The organism is Sphingomonas oligophenolica (assembly GCF_006438955.1).
In the GTDB taxonomy this organism is placed as follows: Bacteria; Pseudomonadota; Alphaproteobacteria; order Sphingomonadales; family Sphingomonadaceae; genus Sphingomonas; species Sphingomonas oligophenolica_A.
Genome location: NZ_RCZK01000012.1, coordinates 1 through 16,602 on the forward strand (window position 1 = coordinate 1; position 16,602 = coordinate 16,602).

21 protein-coding genes and 1 tRNA gene are annotated in these 16,602 nt (G+C 65.4%); 6 read left to right on the plus strand and 16 right to left on the minus strand.

Going from position 1 to position 16,602, the window contains the following annotated elements; translation table 11 throughout:
* A partial coding sequence (locus tag EAH84_RS12785; protein ID WP_140871468.1) for an integrase core domain-containing protein occupies positions 1-232 on the plus strand: 232 nt, incomplete at its 5' end.
* Positions 233-570: 338 nt separating this feature from the next.
* Here EAH84_RS12785 and EAH84_RS12790 read toward each other — a convergent pair.
* The 4 genes from EAH84_RS12790 to folK form a co-directional block, all read right to left on the minus strand.
* Complete coding sequence (locus tag EAH84_RS12790) at positions 571-780, minus strand: hypothetical protein (RefSeq protein ID WP_140872402.1); 210 nt, start codon at positions 778-780, stop codon at positions 571-573.
* Between the two features lie 104 nt (positions 781-884).
* Positions 885-2,174, minus strand: a complete 1,290-nt coding sequence (locus EAH84_RS12795; RefSeq protein WP_140872403.1) for a tyrosine-type recombinase/integrase — start codon at positions 2,172-2,174, stop codon at positions 885-887.
* A gap of 158 nt (positions 2,175-2,332) precedes the next feature.
* A tRNA-Lys gene (locus EAH84_RS12800) sits at positions 2,333-2,408 on the minus strand.
* A 38-nt stretch (positions 2,409-2,446) separates the two neighbouring features.
* Positions 2,447-2,932, minus strand: coding sequence for a 2-amino-4-hydroxy-6-hydroxymethyldihydropteridine diphosphokinase (folK, locus tag EAH84_RS12805; protein ID WP_140872404.1), 486 nt, complete (start codon positions 2,930-2,932; stop codon positions 2,447-2,449).
* 22 nt (positions 2,933-2,954) lie between these two features.
* On the opposite strand from folK, the gene EAH84_RS12810 reads away from it, so the two are divergent.
* Entirely contained in the window at positions 2,955-3,635 is a 681-nt protein-coding gene (locus EAH84_RS12810; RefSeq protein ID WP_140872463.1) for a uracil-DNA glycosylase, read from the plus strand.
* On the opposite strand, the gene aguB is transcribed toward EAH84_RS12810, so the two are convergent.
* The 5 genes from aguB to rpsD all read right to left on the minus strand — a co-directional run bounded on the left by aguB (position 3,608) and on the right by rpsD (position 8,903).
* Positions 3,608-4,459 carry an N-carbamoylputrescine amidase gene (gene aguB / locus EAH84_RS12815; protein WP_140872462.1) on the minus strand — a complete coding sequence of 284 codons (852 nt, stop codon included), beginning with the start codon at positions 4,457-4,459 and terminating at the stop codon, positions 3,608-3,610. The genes EAH84_RS12810 and aguB overlap by 28 nt on opposite strands.
* A gap of 52 nt (positions 4,460-4,511) precedes the next feature.
* Positions 4,512-5,489, minus strand: coding sequence for a cell wall hydrolase (locus EAH84_RS12820; protein ID WP_206663969.1), 978 nt, complete (start codon positions 5,487-5,489; stop codon positions 4,512-4,514).
* A gap of 60 nt (positions 5,490-5,549) precedes the next feature.
* Positions 5,550-6,542: an agmatine deiminase family protein gene (locus EAH84_RS12825; protein WP_140872405.1), complete on the minus strand. Its 993-nt coding sequence runs from the start codon at positions 6,540-6,542 to the stop codon at positions 5,550-5,552.
* On the minus strand, positions 6,539-8,185 hold the full coding sequence (locus EAH84_RS12830) for a M28 family metallopeptidase (RefSeq protein ID WP_140872406.1): 1,647 nt from the start codon (positions 8,183-8,185) through the stop codon (positions 6,539-6,541). Before EAH84_RS12830 ends, EAH84_RS12825 begins: the two co-directional genes overlap by 4 nt.
* A 103-nt stretch (positions 8,186-8,288) precedes the next feature.
* Positions 8,289-8,903, minus strand: coding sequence for a 30S ribosomal protein S4 (gene rpsD, locus EAH84_RS12835; RefSeq protein ID WP_140872407.1), 615 nt, complete (start codon positions 8,901-8,903; stop codon positions 8,289-8,291).
* A 181-nt stretch (positions 8,904-9,084) separates the two neighbouring features.
* Between rpsD and EAH84_RS12840 the strand changes: the two genes are divergently transcribed.
* Positions 9,085-9,387, plus strand: coding sequence for a chorismate mutase (locus EAH84_RS12840; protein ID WP_140872408.1), 303 nt, complete (start codon positions 9,085-9,087; stop codon positions 9,385-9,387).
* Here EAH84_RS12840 and EAH84_RS12845 read toward each other — a convergent pair.
* Genes EAH84_RS12845 through rpiB form a run of 5 tightly spaced genes read right to left on the minus strand, consistent with a single transcriptional unit; the run spans position 9,357 to position 12,529 of the window.
* Positions 9,357-10,136, minus strand: a complete 780-nt coding sequence (locus EAH84_RS12845; RefSeq protein ID WP_140872409.1) for an RNA methyltransferase — start codon at positions 10,134-10,136, stop codon at positions 9,357-9,359. The two genes, EAH84_RS12840 and EAH84_RS12845, sit on opposite strands and share 31 nt — an antisense overlap.
* Positions 10,133-10,603: a transcriptional regulator NrdR gene (gene nrdR, locus EAH84_RS12850; RefSeq protein WP_140872410.1), complete on the minus strand. Its 471-nt coding sequence runs from the start codon at positions 10,601-10,603 to the stop codon at positions 10,133-10,135. Before nrdR ends, EAH84_RS12845 begins: the two co-directional genes overlap by 4 nt.
* Entirely contained in the window at positions 10,604-10,780 is a 177-nt protein-coding gene (locus EAH84_RS16125; RefSeq protein WP_170209865.1) for a hypothetical protein, read from the minus strand.
* A gap of 4 nt (positions 10,781-10,784) precedes the next feature.
* Positions 10,785-12,095 carry a serine hydroxymethyltransferase gene (glyA, locus tag EAH84_RS12855; RefSeq protein WP_140872411.1) on the minus strand — a complete coding sequence of 437 codons (1,311 nt, stop codon included), beginning with the start codon at positions 12,093-12,095 and terminating at the stop codon, positions 10,785-10,787.
* A complete protein-coding gene (gene rpiB, locus EAH84_RS12860; RefSeq protein WP_140872412.1) occupies positions 12,092-12,529 on the minus strand; it encodes a ribose 5-phosphate isomerase B in 438 nt (145 codons plus the stop codon). Before rpiB ends, glyA begins: the two co-directional genes overlap by 4 nt.
* 105 nt (positions 12,530-12,634) lie before the next feature.
* On the opposite strand from rpiB, the gene EAH84_RS12865 reads away from it, so the two are divergent.
* Together EAH84_RS12865 and EAH84_RS12870 are read left to right on the plus strand one after the other, a co-directional pair.
* Positions 12,635-13,192: a Uma2 family endonuclease gene (locus EAH84_RS12865; RefSeq protein ID WP_161978392.1), complete on the plus strand. Its 558-nt coding sequence runs from the start codon at positions 12,635-12,637 to the stop codon at positions 13,190-13,192.
* Positions 13,193-13,221: 29 nt separating this feature from the next.
* The gene (locus tag EAH84_RS12870; RefSeq protein WP_140872414.1) at positions 13,222-13,647 is read left to right on the plus strand and encodes a DUF3429 domain-containing protein; all 426 of its coding nucleotides are present in this window, start codon (positions 13,222-13,224) and stop codon (positions 13,645-13,647) included.
* Here EAH84_RS12870 and EAH84_RS12875 read toward each other — a convergent pair.
* Both EAH84_RS12875 and EAH84_RS12880 read right to left on the minus strand, forming a co-directional pair.
* The gene (locus EAH84_RS12875; RefSeq protein ID WP_140872415.1) at positions 13,644-14,534 is read right to left on the minus strand and encodes a TIGR00730 family Rossman fold protein; all 891 of its coding nucleotides are present in this window, start codon (positions 14,532-14,534) and stop codon (positions 13,644-13,646) included. The two genes, EAH84_RS12870 and EAH84_RS12875, sit on opposite strands and share 4 nt — an antisense overlap.
* A gap of 32 nt (positions 14,535-14,566) precedes the next feature.
* Positions 14,567-15,184, minus strand: coding sequence for an extensin family protein (locus tag EAH84_RS12880; RefSeq protein WP_241656598.1), 618 nt, complete (start codon positions 15,182-15,184; stop codon positions 14,567-14,569).
* A 210-nt stretch (positions 15,185-15,394) separates the two neighbouring features.
* Here EAH84_RS12880 and EAH84_RS12885 point away from each other — a divergent pair, with 210 nt between their 5' ends.
* Positions 15,395-16,552, plus strand: coding sequence for a phosphoserine transaminase (locus tag EAH84_RS12885; protein WP_140872417.1), 1,158 nt, complete (start codon positions 15,395-15,397; stop codon positions 16,550-16,552).
* Positions 16,553-16,602: the final 50 nt, after the last annotated feature.

The following is a 16,602-nucleotide window of genomic DNA, read 5'->3' on the forward strand; positions in this document are numbered from 1 at the left end:
CATCAGTATGGACGGCAAGGGCTGCTGGCGCGACAACGTGTTCGTTGAGCGCCTTTGGCGCTCGGTGAAATACGAGGAGGTATATCTGCACGCCTACGCATCGGTCCCCGAGGCCCGCGCCGGCATCGGCCGATACTTCGCATTTTATAATGGCATCCGGCCGCACTCAGCTCTTGGCGGCCGCACGCCCGACCAGATATACTTCGACCAGCCGCTTCTCGCAGCGGCATGATCAACCAGCGGCGATCCACTTATCCAAGCCGCGAGCCTGTGCAGACGACCGGAGCCACCTCTATCTTCCAGCGTATCAAGTACCAGGTCATTTTCTCGACGACGTCCTGCGGGCATGCGACCGGCAGGTCGGTGAGCAGCTTCCCAGTCGGTGGGCTTGCGCCCGTCTGGCGGATCGACCTCGGTCGTATGAATGGCGGTCAAGCTGAGCGGCGGATAACGCTTCGAGGGGTTGAACTACCCTGTGATCGACGAGACCGTCGCCCTGATCCGGGACGGGACGCTCGTCGATCACACATACGACCGAGCGCTGGCTGCACCTGTGCCTATAGCGTGCCGCTAAACGTATCCTTCAAAGGCGTAGAGATTGAGGAATTGTCGGTCACGCAGCAGTTCGCGATCGACTGCGCTGATCCCTGCGTCGTCGCAGGTCGCGTCGAATCGGGCGCGAATGATCGCGATCTGGGCATCAATGATTGTGCGGGCCTGAGCCATTTCGAGCAGGAACACCGGTGCGGCATCGACACAGAGCGCCAGACGGCTCGGCACCGATCGGGACCCCGTCAAGCATCGCTTTCTTTGATGATTACATGCGTTTGCATAGCGCAAGAGCGGCGTCTCGCTTCGAGGCCCTCCACAACACAAGACTCGCGCTAGCGCTGAGGGATCAGCAATTCAACTGCGGGCACCTGGCCTTCCATGAGTAGCGTGGCCCACTCTCCCGCAATCTGCTTGCGCCGATCCCAATAGATCGCACGATTGTACGCCATCTCGGACCCGGAGATTCCCGTTGGCTTATGGGCGAGCATGCCATCAATGATTTGGCGGTCTTCAAGCCGCCGTTCTGCAACGGCGCGCTCATTCATAATGGTGGAAAAGGTTGATCGCCAGCCGTGCGGGACATGCCGACCGGCATAACCGTTGCGCGCATACATATAGCTAATCGTGTTTTCGGACATCGGGTGACGGGGGGAGCGACGGCTGCCGAAAAGATAAGGGTATGTCCCACTCAAACGGCGGATTTGCCGTAGTACCGCGATGGCTGCTTTAGGAAGGGGGACCACGTGCTCGAAGGCCTGGTCCGTCTTGTCGTCGAGCTCGAGTTTCATTTTGGCGGCGGGGATGCGCCAGGTAGCGTCCGGGGCGGATGCCCCCGGGTTATTCCATTCGATATTCTCGAATTCTTCCCACTGCGCGGCCCGTACAATTCCTGGCCGCACCACTGTCAACGCTAATAGCCGCGAAGCGAGCTTCGTTGCCGGTTCTGAGGTTGAGGCGTCCATCGCCGCAAGCAGTGCGCGAGCATCACCGAGCGTGCGCACGGCCGGCTGGCGCCCCCCGACGGGGGTCGGGAGCAATGCCTTGCTGATGCTGGATGCTGGATCAGATCGGACCACGCCTTCAGCCATGGCGAATTGAAAAATAGCTGAGATATGCTGCCGAATTCGCTTGGCGGTATCGATTGCACCGCGACGCTCGACCTGCCGCAACGCCTTGAGGATCATTGGCCCGTCAATATGCGCTAGAGGCAGTCGACCCAGTTGAGGAAAGACGTCGCGACGAAGCGCTTGCTCCACCTTTTTGACGTGCACGGCCGACCAGCGGCCACGCTGCGCTTCATGCCAAAGCAATGCGTATTTTTCGAGTGTCGCGCCGGCCGCCGCGTACGCCGCGATCTTCCGTTTATGCGCCTCCATCGCTGGGTCTAGCGATTCGCGGAGCATTCGTTTGGCGTCGTCGCGCAGCTCGCGAGCACGGGCGAGGGTCACCTCTGGATAGGGTCCCAGCAACAACCGCTTCTCCTTGCCCGCGAACCGGTATTTCAGGCGCCAGGATTTATGACCCTTTTTGGTCACGAAGAGGTGGAGTCCGCCTGAGTCCGCGAGTTTATAATCACGCTCGGACGGCAGGGCTTTCCTGGCCTGCATATCGGTCAATGCCATTGATGCCCCCAATGTCCAGTTCCGCTGCCCCCGGTCATGCCCCTGTGGCTGACGCGATCGGATGGAGACGGCAGGAACGTGATGGTGCAGAAGTTACGCATTACTCTGCGTAAAATGCAATGGGACCGGGCTTTCTGGGACTCTCCGATTGGGTCCGATGGTGGGTCCGCCGGGGCTCGAACCCGGGACCTCTCGATTAAAAGTCGCTTGCTCTACCAACTGAGCTACGGACCCCCGCCATCGGGCACCTTGGAATCAGGGCCTCCGGCGCCCTAGGCACGCGGGCGGGGCTGGTCAACCGCGTGGAGCAACTGGCGAACGGTCTTGCCCCCAACCGGGTCTCGCCAGTCGGGCGCGAGGCGCGCGAGCGGGGCCAGGACGAAGCGGCGGTTGCGATAGGCCGGATGGGGCACGCTGAGCCCCAGCGACGCGCAGATCCCCCCCGACCACAAGATGATGTCGAGGTCGATCACGCGCGCGCCCCAGCGCCTGCCGGGGCGGCGCCCGAAGCGGGCTTCGATCGCCTTGAGACGGGCGAGCACATCGGGCGGGCGACGCTTGCTCTCGATCAGCGCGACCGCGTTGGCGAAGCGCCGGTTCGAGGGTCCGACCGGATCGCTCGCGACGATGGGAGAGGCGGCGACGACATGCTTCAACGCCGCGATCGCCGCCGCGACTTCGCGGCTGGGCGAACCATGGCGTCCGCGCCGGTTGGAGCCGATCGCGATCGCGTACAGCGTGCGGGTTGTCCTCGGCATGCGCGGCGCTTACCCGGTCGCGATGGAATTTGCACCCAGTCCGCTGCCCGCGACCGAACCCCCGCACGATTGCCCGCGTTGCCCACGCCTCGTCGCGTTTCGCGAGGAACTGCGCGGTGAGTTCCCAGGCTGGTGGAACGCGCCGGTTCCCGCGTTCGGCGAACCCAACGCGTGGCTCGGCATCGTTGGCTTGGCGCCGGGCAAACACGGCGCCAACCGGACGGGACGACCTTTTACCGGCGATTATGCGGGCGACCTGCTGTTCGCGACGCTCGCCAAGTTCGGGCTGAGCGAGGGGGTGTATGCAGCGAAGCCCGACGACGGGTTGAAGCTCACCGGCGCGATCCTGATCAATGCGGTGCGGTGCCTGCCGCCCGCCAACAAGCCGACGCCCGAGGAAATCCGCACCTGCCGCCCGTTTCTGGAGGCGCCGGTCGCGGCGTTGCCCCAGGCGCGGATCTTCATCGCGCTCGGCCAGATCGCGCATCAGTCGGCGGTGAAGACCTTGGGTGGGCGATTGCCCAAGTGCACGTTTGGTCACCTCGCCGAACATCGGATGCCCGACGGGCGCATCCTGATCGATAGCTATCACTGCTCACGTTACAACACGAACACGCGTCGGCTGACTCCCGAGATGTTCGAGGCGGTATTCGCGCGCGCGATCGAGCTACGCGATCAAACGTCCTCGACCAGCCTGCCGTAAAGGTCGGGCCGCCGGTCGCGGAAGAAGCCGAACGCGGCGCGGTGGCGCTTGACGCGATCGAGATCGAGCGTCGCGACGATCATGCCTTCCTCCTCGCGACCGAGTTCGGCGAGGATGTCGCCGCGCTCGTCGGTGATGAAGCTGGTGCCGTAAAAGGTTTGGCCGTGCTCCGTGCCGACTCGGTTGGCCGCGATGATCGGAACGACGTTGCTCACCGCATGGCCCACCATCGCGCGCCGCCACAGCCGCGCGGTGTCGAGGCTGGTGTCGTGGGGTTCGCTGCCGATCGCGGTGGGATAGAAGAGCAGTTCCGCCCCCATCAGCATCATCGCGCGCGCGGTTTCCGGATACCATTGGTCCCAACACACACCGACGCCGAGCGTCGTCCGATCCGGCCCGCGCCAGACCTTGAACCCGGTATTGCCGGGGCGGAAATAGAATTTTTCTTCATAGCCGGGGCCGTCGGGGATGTGGCTCTTGCGATAGACACCCTGGATCTCGCCATCGGGGCCGATCATCGCGAGGCTGTTGTAATAATGCGGGCCGTCCGCTTCGAAGAAGCTGGTCGGGATCGTGACCTCGAGCGCCTCGGCGAGCGCCTGCATCGCGAGCACCGCCTTATGCTCGCCGACCGGTGCGGCGTTGGCGAAGAGCGATTCGTCCTCGACGCGGCAGAAATATTCGCCCTCGAACAATTCGGGCGGCAGGATTACCTGCGCGCCCTGTCCTGCCGCGTCGCGGGCGAGGCGGGAGACGTTGGCGATATTCGCGTCGATGTCGGCGGTGAACGCGAGCTGGAGCGCGGCGACGGTGATCTCGGTCATCCGCGACATGTAGGCGCCGCGGCAAGGTTACGAAAGGCGGACTGCGGCCGCGTCAGCGCGTGATACTGGCGAGCCCGACCCCAGCGTTGCGATGGATCGTCACGCCGTGTCCAGTCCCGGCGCCGGTGGGCGGCGTGCCGCGATGGATGTCGACCCCCGCGACGAACGCGGCCGGTATCGCCACCGGTACGGTCGTTTCCGCCGCATCGGAAGGGCTTGAAGGCGTGGTGGCCTCGGCGATCGACGACCCCCGATGGACGGTGACCCCGGCCTCGATCGTCTGGACGATGGCGTCGATCGATTTGGGTGCGATGTGGCGACCGCCGGTCAAGATGGGTTCGGCCCCCGCGTAGCGCTGGCTGAATGCACCGAGCCCGCCCCAACTGCCCGGCAGGCGATAGAAGATATGCGCGCCGATCGTCGCGACGTGGGTGACCTTAGCGGCCCACCAGGGGTGGATCGCGGTCGTGTGGTAATAGGTCGCGGTGCCGACCGGCGCATAGACGAAGCCCGCCAATGCGGCGCCCGCGACCTCCGCGGCGCGCGCCCAGGCGCTCGGTTCGCGGCGGCGCGCGAGCGATCCGTCGCAGGTGAAGCTGAACTGGCATCCGGTCGATCGCCGCGACCCTTCGTACACGGTGCCGCATACACTGTTGGAATAAGCAGGATTGTGGACGCGGTTGATGACGACCTGTGCGACCGCGCGCTGGCCGTCGACCGGTTCGGATCGCGCCTCGTAATAGACCGCCTGGGTCAGGCAATCGAGCGCGCGCTGCGCGTCGGGCACCGCTGCGTTCTCGACGAAGGGCGCTGCGGGGGTGACGACCAGCGCGTCGGCGACCGCGGGGGCGGGGGCCTTAGCGAGCAACGCCGCCGAGGGACCGCCGGCGGCGCTCGCGCGGATTCGGGTGGGTGGCGGTACGACGAGGCTAAGCCTTGCGGCGCCGAGCGATGGGTCGGCCCGCGTGGTCCCGACGCACGACGTCGTTAGCGCCACGATACCCAACCCCAGGACGCTCCGTGCGATCATCTTCCCCGCCAGACAGCTATCAGAAGCGTCCGCACCTAACGGGCAGAGGTTGGAATCGGGTTAACCGGCCTTGGTGGGGGAGGGTGCGCGCAAAGGGATTTGCTGCGAAATGCAGTGGAAGCTGCCGCCCCCGGTCAGGATGCTGTCGGCGCGCAGGCCCACCGCCTTGCGCTCCGGAAACAGCGCCTGGATCGCCGCCACCGCTGCCGCGTCGTTGGCAGCGCCATAGAGCGGAACGACGACCGCGGCATTGCCGATGTAGAAGTTCATATAGCTCGCGGGTGCGATTTCCTCGTTGCGCAGCACGCGACCGGGCGAGGGGATCGTCACCACCGTCAGCCCCGCCGCCTCGGCATCGCGCCGGGCGTGCTGATAGACCATCCAATTGGGATCGTTTTCGCAGGGTTCGGGGATCGCGACACGGCCTTCACCGACAAAGCGCGCCAGATTGTCGACATGGCCATCGGTATGGTCGTTGAGCAGCCCCTCGCCGAGCCACACGATCCGGGTCAGCCCCAGATCCTCGGCGAGCCTTACCTCGATCTCGGCGCGCGACATGCCGGGGTTGCGGTTGCGGTTGAGCAGGCATTGCTCGGTCGTGATCGCGGTACCGGTGCCATCGCCGTCGATCGCGCCGCCTTCGAGTACCCAATTGCAGAACGCCGCGTCGATCCCGCATGTCGCGGCGAGGCGATCGCCGACGCTATCGTCGCCGGGCAGATCGTATTTCGCGCCCCAACCGTTAAATTCGAAATCGCGCGCGCGGCCATCGCCGAGCAGGATCGGCCCGGTATCGCGCAACCAGATGTCGCCGAACTTCTCGACCAGCACTTCGGCGAACGGCGCCAGCTTGCGCGCTGCGGCCGCCGCCTCTTCGTCCGCGGCGACCAGCATGACCGTTTCGCCCTTGCCGTCCGCATGCACTGCCTTGGCGAACGCCGCGACCTCGTGGCGGGCCGGTTCGAGGTCGTCGCCCCACAGCGTGGCATGGCTGGGGAAGCCGATCCACACCGCATCGTGCGGCGCCCATTCGGCGGGCGGGGGCGTCGTCATTGCGCGCCCGCGCGGCTTTTGTCGCGGAGGTTGCGGAATTCGGCGGTCTTGTACCAATTGGGCCAGAGCGTCGTATCGTCGGCGAGCTTGCGCCCCAGCCCATAATAGATGTTCAAGTCCGCGACCGCGCCCGACCAGTCCCAATTGGGGTCATATTCGTCCTGCGGCTTGTGATAGCGGTGCGCGACATAATCCGCGCGCGCGGCCTCCCCTGCGACGGTGCCACCCTTGACGAGGTCCGATCCCGATCCGCCGTCGAGCATCGGCACGCCGAGCTTGGCGAAGCTGAAATGATCCGACCGGTAATAGCCCCCCGCCTCTGGATGCTCTTCCATCCCGATCGTGCGCTCCTCGGCGAGGACGAACGATTTCACCAGATCCTCGATCTCGCTCTTGCCCGCACCGGTCAGCACGAAATCCTTTGCCCTGCCGCCGACATTCAGGACATCCATGTTGACGCCGCCGACGGTGCGCGCCAGCGGATAGATCGGGTGTTCGGCATAATAGCGCGATCCGAGCAGCCCCGATTCCTCCGCGGTCACCGCCATGAACGCGATCGATCGCTTGGCGGGCCCCGCCTTCGCCTGCGCTTCGGCGAGCGCGACGAGTCCCGCGACGCCGCTCGCGTTGTCGAGCGCGCCGTTGCAGATATCGTCACCGTCGACCGGGTCGCAGCGGCCCAGATGGTCCCAATGCGCGGTGTACATCACGTAATCCTGCGGTGCTTTCGTTCCGGGCAGCACGCCGATCACGTTCTTCGACATTTGCCGTTTGATCCTATTGTCGAAGCTTGTCGACATTTTCACGTCGAGCGGGACGGCCTTGAACCCCTTCGTCTTGGCGGCGGCGGACAGCGCGGCGAAATCCTGCCCAGCGCTCGCGAAGAGCTTTTCGGCGGCGGGGCGCTGAATCCAGCCGATCACCTGGCTTTGATCCTTGTGATCGCCAGCCTCGTCGAGTTCGAGCTGCGGGCCGGTCCATGATGACTGTACGACGGCCCAGGGATACGCCGCTGGTTCGGTATCGTGGACGATGATCGCCGCGGCCGCGCCCTGCCGCGCCGCCTCTTCGTATTTGTATGTCCAGCGCCCGTAATAGGTCATCGCGCGGCCTTCGAACGGGCCGGTCAGCGCCGTCGTCTGCCAGTCGGGATCGTTGACCAGGATGACGACGGTCTTCCCCTTCACGTCGATCCCGGCATAGTCGTTCCAGCCCTTTTCGGGCGCGTTGATGCCATAGCCGACGAAGACGACCGGGCTATCCTTCAGTTCGATTCGCGGCACGACGCGATAGGTGCCAGCGACCATATCGGTACGGTAGGCGAGGCTGATCGGGGTCTTCCCCCCCGCGAACGAAAGCGGCGCGACGTGTTCGCCCGTGATCTCGACCATCGGCACGTCCTGGAACCAGCTGGCCCCCTTGTCGCCATGGGGATTTCCGGGCTTCAGGCCCGCCGCCTTAAAGCGTTCGACGATGTACGCGACTGTCTTGTCCTCCGCAGGCGTCGTCGGCGCACGGCCTTCGTATGCGTCGGAGGACAGCTCCTTGGTGACCGATTTCAGCGTGTCGACCGAGATCACGGGATCGGTTTGTGCCGAGGCGGTGGTGGTCACGAACAACAGCGAGAGCATAAAACGGCGCATGGGAACTCCTTCGTGCCGGTTTGTGGCAAGCTCGGTCGCGCTTGTCCAAACGAAAAGGGCGGCCCCGCAGGACCGCCCTTATTTGCTGTCGAGTCGCCTCGGATCAGCGCGAGTAGAATTCGACGACCAGATTCGGCTCCATCTTCACGGGGTAGGGCACCTCGTCGAGCGCGGGGACGCGCGTGAAGGTTACCTTTGCGGTGCCGTCGGGGGCGACATAGTCGGGGATTTCGCGCTCGGCGAGGCTTTGCGCTTCCATCACCAGCGCCATTTCCTGCGCCTTCGATCCCAGCGTGATCTCGTCGCCGATGAAGCAGCGGCGCGAGGCGATGTTGCACTTGACGCCATTGACCTTGACGTGGCCGTGGCTGACGAGTTGGCGTGCAGCAAAGATCGTCGGCGCGAACTTGGCGCGATAGACGATCATGTCGAGCCGCTGCTCGAGCAGGCCGATCAGGTTCTGGCTGGTGTCCCCCTTCATCCGGGCGGCCTCGTGATAGCAGGCACGGAACTGTTTTTCGGTCACGTCGCCATAATAGCCCTTGAGCTTCTGCTTGGCGCGCAGCTGAATACCGAAATCGCTGACCTTGCCCTTGCGGCGCTGGCCGTGTTGGCCGGGGCCATATTCACGCTTGTTGACCGGGGATTTCGGGCGACCCCAGATGTTCTCGCCCATCCGCCGATCGAGCTTGTACTTGGCGCTGTTGCGCTTCGACATGATATTTCCTTGGCAATTGCTAACGACGTTATCCCGGTATCGCCTGCTGGCTGCCTTATGACGGGCAGGGCGGGGCCACCGCTTCACCGGGGTGCGGGGCCATTGCGAAGGCGGGCGCCTAGCCGCCGTGTCCCGGCGAGTCAAGCTGGACACCCCTTTGCCGGGCGGGCAGGAGGCCGACATGACCGAACCACTTTCAGGCCCCGACTGCACCACGATGGCGGAAGTCCGCGCGGGCGTCGACCACGTCGATGCCGAGCTGATCGCGCTGCTTGCGCGCCGCTTCGCGTATATGGACGCCGCCGCGCGGATCAAACCTTCGCGCGAACAGGTGCGCGATGGCAAGCGCAAGGCCGAGGTGATCGCAAATGCGCAGGCGCGCGCGCAGGCAGCGGGATTGCCGCACGAGGCGATCGCGGACCTGTGGGATGCGCTGGTCGAGGCCTCGATCGCCTATGAGTTCGCGGCGTTCGACCGCCGCTGACGGAGGCCGCCGCCAGGGTTACCCTTGGCGATCTTGGGTCGTTTCGCCCCGTCGAGTGCGGACAGAACCCCGCGCAGCGTGCGCACTTCCTGGGTCGACCAGCCCGGTTTGGTCAGCAGCGTGCGCAGCGCCCGCCGGGTCGTTGGCGTGCGATCGGGTGGGAAGTAGAAATGCGCGGCCTCCAGCATCGCGTCGAGTTGCGCGATCATCCCGTCGAGTTCGTCTTGCGACGCAGGGTCGGGTAGCTCGACCACGGGAGGCTGCGCGAGCGCGACGCCTTTCGACCATTCATAGGCAACCAGGATCACTGCCTGGGCGAGGTTGAGGCTGCCGAATTCGGGATTGATGGGCACCGTCACGATGGTGCGCGCGAGCGCGACATCGTCGGTTTCGAGACCCGATCGCTCAGGCCCGAACAGGATCGCCGATCGCGCCGGATCGCGGTGGATCGTCGTCGCGGCAGCCTCGGGCGTCATGACCGGTTTGGTCACGCCGCGCTTGCGGACTGTGGTGGCATAGACCTGCGCGCAGTCGGCGACCGCCTCGGCGACGCTGGCATAGACCTGCGCCTGTTCGAGGACGATGTCGGCACCACTTGCGGCAGGCCCCGCGCTGGGATTGGGCCACCCATCGCGCGGCGCGACGAGGCGCATTTCGGTTAGCCCGAAATTGAGCATCGCGCGCGCCGCCTTGCCGATATTCTCGCCGAGCTGCGGGCGGACGAGGACGATGACGGGCGCGCTCGTCACCCGCGCCCGACCTCTTCGACGCTGCCCGCGAAGTCCTCGAAGTCTTTGGCCTCGCTAAAATCGCGATAGACGCTGGCGAAGCGGATATAGGCGACTGAATCTAAGCCCTTCAACCCGTCCATCACCATCTCGCCGATCCGCTTCGACGACACTTCGGTTTCGCCGGTGGTTTCGAGGCGGCGCTGGATCCCGCTCACCAGTTTTTCGAGCATCACCGCGTCGATCGGGCGTTTGCGCGCCGCGATCGAGACCGACCGCAACAGCTTGTCGCGGTCGAACGCCTCGCGCTTGGTGCCGCCGCCCTCGCTCTTGATGACGGTGAGGTCGCGCAGCTGGATTCGCTCGAACGTCGTGAAGCGCGCCGCGCAGCCTTCGCACTGGCGGCGCCGGCGGATCGCCGCCCCGTCTTCGGTGGGACGGCTATCCTTTACCTGGCTGTCTTCGTGACCGCAAAAAGGACAGCGCATTCAGGCCTGCTTGTTGCGCTTGAAATAGGCATAGCCCGCACCCGCCGCGGCACCGATGATCGGCCCGACGAACGGCAACGGGATCGCGATGACCGCGCCCAATGCTCCCCATTTCGCCATGCTCTTGCCGAGCGCGGGGTCGTTCTTCACTTCGTTGCGGAAATCGTCGAATGCCATGTGCTTACCCTTCGTAGATCGGGAACCGAGCGCACAGCGCGGCAACTCGTTCCCGGACATTGGCCTCGACCTGCGCATCGCCCTGCTCGCCGTTCTTGGCGAGACCGTCGAGGACATCGGCGACCATATGGCCGATCTCACGGAATTCGGCCGGGCCGAAGCCGCGCGTCGTGCCTGCGGGACTGCCGACGCGGATGCCGCTGGTCTTCACCGGGGGCAGCGGATCATTGGGGATGCCGTTCTTGTTACAGGTGATCCCGGCGCGTTCGAGCGCCTCGTCGGCGTCCTGGCCGGTGACGCCGAGCGGGGTGAGGTCGACGAGCGCGAGATGCGTGTCGGTGCCCCCCGAGACCAGGTCCGCGCCACGTTCTTTCAGCGTCGCGGCGAGGATCTTGGCATTCTCGACGACCGCGGCGATGTAGCTCTTGTAGCCGGGCTCGATCGCCTCGCCGAACGCGACCGCTTTCGCGGCGATGACGTGCATCAGCGGCCCACCCTGCAGGCCAGGGAACACCGCCGAGTTGATCTTCTTGGCCAGTGCCTCGTCGTTGGTCATGATCATGCCGCCACGCGGGCCACGCAGCGTCTTGTGCGTCGTCGTGGTCACGACATGCGCGTGGCCGAACGGCGTTGGGTGGAGCCCCGCCGCGACGATCCCCGCAAAATGCGCCATGTCGACCATGAAATACGCGCCGACCTGGTCCGCGATCGCGCGGAACTTGGCGAAATCGATCTGGCGCGGATAGGCCGAGCCGCCCGCGATAATGAGCTTGGGCTGATGCTCGACCGCCAGCGCCTCGACCTGATCGTAATCGATCAGATGCGTGACGGCATCGACGCCGTATTGGACCGCGTTGAACCATTTGCCGCTCATCGCCGCCCTGGCACCATGCGTCAGGTGGCCGCCCGCGTCGAGGCTCATCCCCAGGATCGTGTCGCCCGGCTTGACCAGCGCGAGCATAACCGCGCCGTTGGCCTGCGCGCCCGAATGCGGCTGGACGTTGACGAATCCGCAGCCGAAGAGTTGCTTGGCGCGATCGATCGCCAGCGTCTCGACCTCGTCCGACGGGGCGCAGCCCTGGTAATAGCGTTTGCCCGGATAGCCTTCGGCGTATTTGTTGGTGAACACCGAACCTTGGGCCGCGAGCACCGCCTTCGAGACGATGTTCTCCGATGCGATCAGTTCGATCTGGGTCTGTTCGCGTTTCAGTTCGTGGCTGATCGCGGCGAAGACGGCGGCGTCCGCGTCGGCGAGATCCCGCGTAAAGAATCCATCGGGCTGAACGTCGGACAGCGTTTGGGGCTGGGTGCTCATGCGAACTCCTTCGCTAGTTTATCGACGCGGTGCTGATGGCGACCGCCTTCGAAGTCGGTGGTGAGAAACGCGTCGAGGCAGGCCTTGGCCATTTCTTCGCCGATCAGCCGCGCGCCCATCGCGATCGTGTTGGCGTCGTTATGGCTGCGCGCGAGTCGCGCCGATAGCGGCTCGGCGACCAGCGCGCAGCGGCAGGCGGGGTGGCGGTTGGCGGCGATCGCGATCCCGATGCCGGACCCGCACAGCGCGACGCCGCGGTCGGCGCGGCCATCGGCAATTGCCTCGGCGATCGCGAAGCCGTAATCGGGATAATCTACGCTGGCGGTGCCATCGGCGCCGAGATCGACGACGTCATGCCCCGCCGCGCGCAGCCAGTCGGCGAGCACCGTCTTCAGCGCGACGGCGGCGTGGTCGGAGGCGATGGCGACGCGCATGCGGTCTCCCGAGGACGGGGGTTGGCGGATGCCGCGCTCTCTACCCTCACAGCGTCGCGATTGCCACCGTTTCGCGCAGCCCTCGATCATGATAGGAATCGCCCGATGAATCAGCCCGCGCATCCGAGTTCGGTCGAGGTCGACCCCGCGCGCTTCACCGCCGCGGAGTTCGCCGCCATGGTCGCGTCCGGGGCGTTTGCGGACATGACGGTCGAACTGATCGATGGGGAGTTGCATCGGATGGACCGACCGATGAGCGATCATGGCGCACGACAGGCGTCGGTAACGGGGAAGCTTTGGACGGTTTTCGAGGGGCGGGCCGAAACGGTGCTGGGCGAAACCGGGATCGGCCTCGCCGACGATACATTCGTCGCGTGCGATGTGGCGGTGCTCTGCGCGCCGATCGATGCGAACCGACTGCTGGTGCCCGCCGATCTGCTGCTGGTCGTCGAGATCGCGGAAACGACGCTCGATCGCGATACTGGGCTCAAGCGGCGTAAATATGCGGCGGCGGGAATCGCGCATTACTGGGTCGTCGATGGCACCCGCGCGGTCGTCCATGTCTATCGCGATCCGGTCGCGGGCGATTACGCCGAGATCGTAACGGTGCGGTTCGGCGAACCGCTGGCGGTGCCGGGCACCGACGCCGCGATCCGTTTGTGACCGATCACGCGCGGGGCGGAGTGCCCCGGATGGCGATGGTGCTGGGGCTGGCGGGGCTGATTCCACAAATCCTGGTGGCGCTGACGCTGTTCGGCGACGATCCAGCGACGCGCTTTCCCGCCTTGGCACTCGCCTATGCTTATGCCGCGTTGATCCTCAGCTTTCTCGGCGGGCTGTGGTGGGGAATCGCGGTCAAAAGCGACGATCCGCCGCGCTGGATCTGGGTCGCGTCGGTCGCACCGGCACTGGTCGCGCTGGCGAGCGCGTGGCCATGGATGGTGGGGCTGCCGTGGCCCGGACCATCGTTGGTCGCGTTGGGGGTCGCGCTGATCGCCGCGCTGGGCGTCGATCTCGCCCTGGTCCGCCGCGATCTCGCGCCGCCGGGGTGGCTCGGGCTGCGCCTGCCGCTGTCGCTGGGACTCGGGCTGCTGACGCTGCTTACCGCGCTGCTTTAACGCGCGAGCGCCGCCTGCTGCTTGGCTTCACGGTCGCGGTAGAATTGCTGGACGACCCCCCACGCTTCCTCGGCGGTTTCGACATAATGGAAGATCGACAGGTCGCGCTCGCTGACGACGCCTTCGTCGACCAGCGCCTGGAAGTTGACGACCTTGTCCCAGAATTCGCGGCCGACCAGAAGCACCGGGATCGGATCGATCTTGCCGGTCTGGATCAGCGTCAGCAGTTCGAACAATTCGTCGAACGTCCCGAACCCGCCGGGGAACGCCGCGAGCGCGCGGGCGTGGAGCAGGAAGTGCATTTTCCGCAGCGCGAAATAGTGGAACTGGAGCGACAGCGATGGGGTGACATAGGGGTTAGGAGCCTGTTCGTGCGGCAACACGATATTGAGCCCGATCGATTCGGCGCCGACGTCGGTCGCGCCGCGGTTCGCGGCTTCCATGATCGACGGGCCGCCGCCCGAACACACCACGAACTGGCGCTTGCCGTCCTCATCCTTTGGCAGGACGCTGACGATCTTGGCGAGATCGCGCGCGACCTCGTAATATTTGCTCTTCGCGACCAGCCGCTCGGCGATCTTGCGGCTCTGGTCGTCGGTCGCCAGCGCCAGCAGTTCCTCGGCCTTGTCGGGCGCGGGAATGCGTGCCGACCCGTACATGACGAAGGTCGAGGCGATGTTGGCCTCGTCGAGCACCAGTTGGGTCTTGAGGAGCTCGAGCTGGAACCGGACCGGGCGCAGATCCTCGCGGAGCAGGAAATCCATGTCCTGGAACGCCAGCCGATAAGCGGGATTTTCGGTCTGGGGGGTCGAGATCCCGCCCTTGGCGGTGTCGGCATCTTGCTTGGCGCGGCGGAAGACGCGGCTGGGGGGGCGGGTGTCGGTCATCCGGGGCGCTTAGAGCATCGGATGGGGACAGGCTAGCGGCAGAAGCGCGCGCTATCGTCCTCGAGGTGGAGGTGGTTGTGGTGCGCGGCGTTGTAGTCGGGCGAAAGCACCGTGCCGAACCGCTTGCAGGCCGAAGTGTGGATCGTCTGAAGGAATTGCCGGGTCGCGGGGTCGGGCGAATTCCAGTCGTCGAGGATGCTGATCCGGCGACCGTCCTTGAGAACGAAACTGCCGATGTCGATCGCATTGGCGATCGCGTGGCCGGACCGTTTGTCGCTGTTGCGCGCCGAGCCGACCACGTTGCGACAGGCATAGCTGCCCATGCTGTCGACCTGCACGAGCTGGCTGCCGAGGATCTGGTACGCCGCGGGTGCGACGCCGTTCCTGATCCAGGTCGCGAACGCCCGCGCCTCGCCGCAGCGGACCGCGGTGAGGTTGTTCACCGGCACGCCGATGTCGAGCAATTGGACCGTCCCCGACAGGCCGCAGCCATGGCCGTAATCCTTGTCGGGCAGCGTGCGGAAATCGACGCCGTCGCGGTGCAGGTCGGCGTAGCAGATCGCGGCGTCGCGCGACGATGCGGTGGCGATCGAGGGCCGCGGTTCGGGGATGCGTTCGCGACTGCCGCAGGCGGCGAGAGAGAGGGCCATTAGCACCACTGTCATGCCGGACTTGGTCCGGCATCCATCGCTCCTTACACGCAACATTGGTCGTAAGTGCGGCACGATGGGCTCCGGAACAAGTCCGGGGTAACGAACGAAGTTGAATTCGGGTTGGACAGAGCCCGGTCGCATCCCTAGGGCCGTCGACGGGCCACGCGGTCCCAACGCCGCGCGTGCTCTCTGTAAGGAGAGACAGACATGACTGAAACGACCGTTACCGACGCCACCCGTGCGTCTGCAAAGCCCGCCATCAAGCCGGCGCGCCCCTATTTTTCTAGTGGTCCCTGCGCCAAGCCTCCGGGCTGGCATGCAGGCAACCTCGCGATCGCGAGCCTTGGCCGGTCGCACCGGTCGAAGATTGGCAAGCAGCGGCTCGCCTATTGCATCGACCTGATGCGCGAGATGCTGAACCTCCCCCACACCCACCGCATCGGCATCGTTCCCGGTTCCGACACCGGCGCGTTCGAGATGGCGATGTGGACGATGCTGGGCGCCAAGCCGGTGACGACGCTGGCTTGGGAGAGTTTCGGTGAGGGCTGGGTGACCGATGCGGTCAAACAGCTCAAAATCGAACCAACCGTCATCCGCGCCGACTATGGCGACCTGCCAGATCTGACCCAGGTCGACTGGTCGAACGATGTGCTGTTCACCTGGAACGGGACGACTAGCGGCGTGCGCGTACCGAATGGTGACTGGATCGCGGACGATCGCGCGGGATTGAGCTTCGCCGACGCGACCAGCGGGGTGTTCGCGTACGATTTGCCGTGGGACAAGATCGATGTCGCGACCTTCAGCTGGCAGAAGGTGCTGGGCGGCGAGGGCGCGCATGGCGTGATCATCCTCGGGCCGCGCGCGGTCGAACGGCTGGAGAATTATACGCCCGCGTGGCCGTTGCCGAAGGTGTTCCGCCTGGTGTCGAAGGGCAAGCTGGCGGAAGGCGTGTTCAAGGGCGAAACGATCAACACCCCCTCGATGCTCGCGGTCGAGGATGCGATCTTTGCGCTCGAATGGGGCAAGTCGCTCGGCCAAGGCGGTTTGATCGCGCGGTCGGATGCGAATGCCGCGGCGCTAGGCACGATCGTGGCGGAGCGTGACTGGCTGGGTCATCTCGCGAGCGATCCGGCGTCGCGGTCGAAGACGAGCGTGTGCCTAACGGTCGCGGGCGCGGACGAGGCGCTGATCAAGAAGATGGCCGCGCTGCTCGAGGGCGAGGAGGCTGCGTACGACGTCGCGGGGTATCGCGATGCGCCGCCGGGGCTCAGGATCTGGTGCGGGGCGACGGTGGATACCGCCGATGTCGTTTCGCTCGGGCCGTGGCTCGACTGGGCGTACGCGACCGCGAACGCGGGCGCTTAATTCCTTGTGTCCCCGCGAAGGCGGGGACCCTGTCTGGGCTCCCGCCTTTG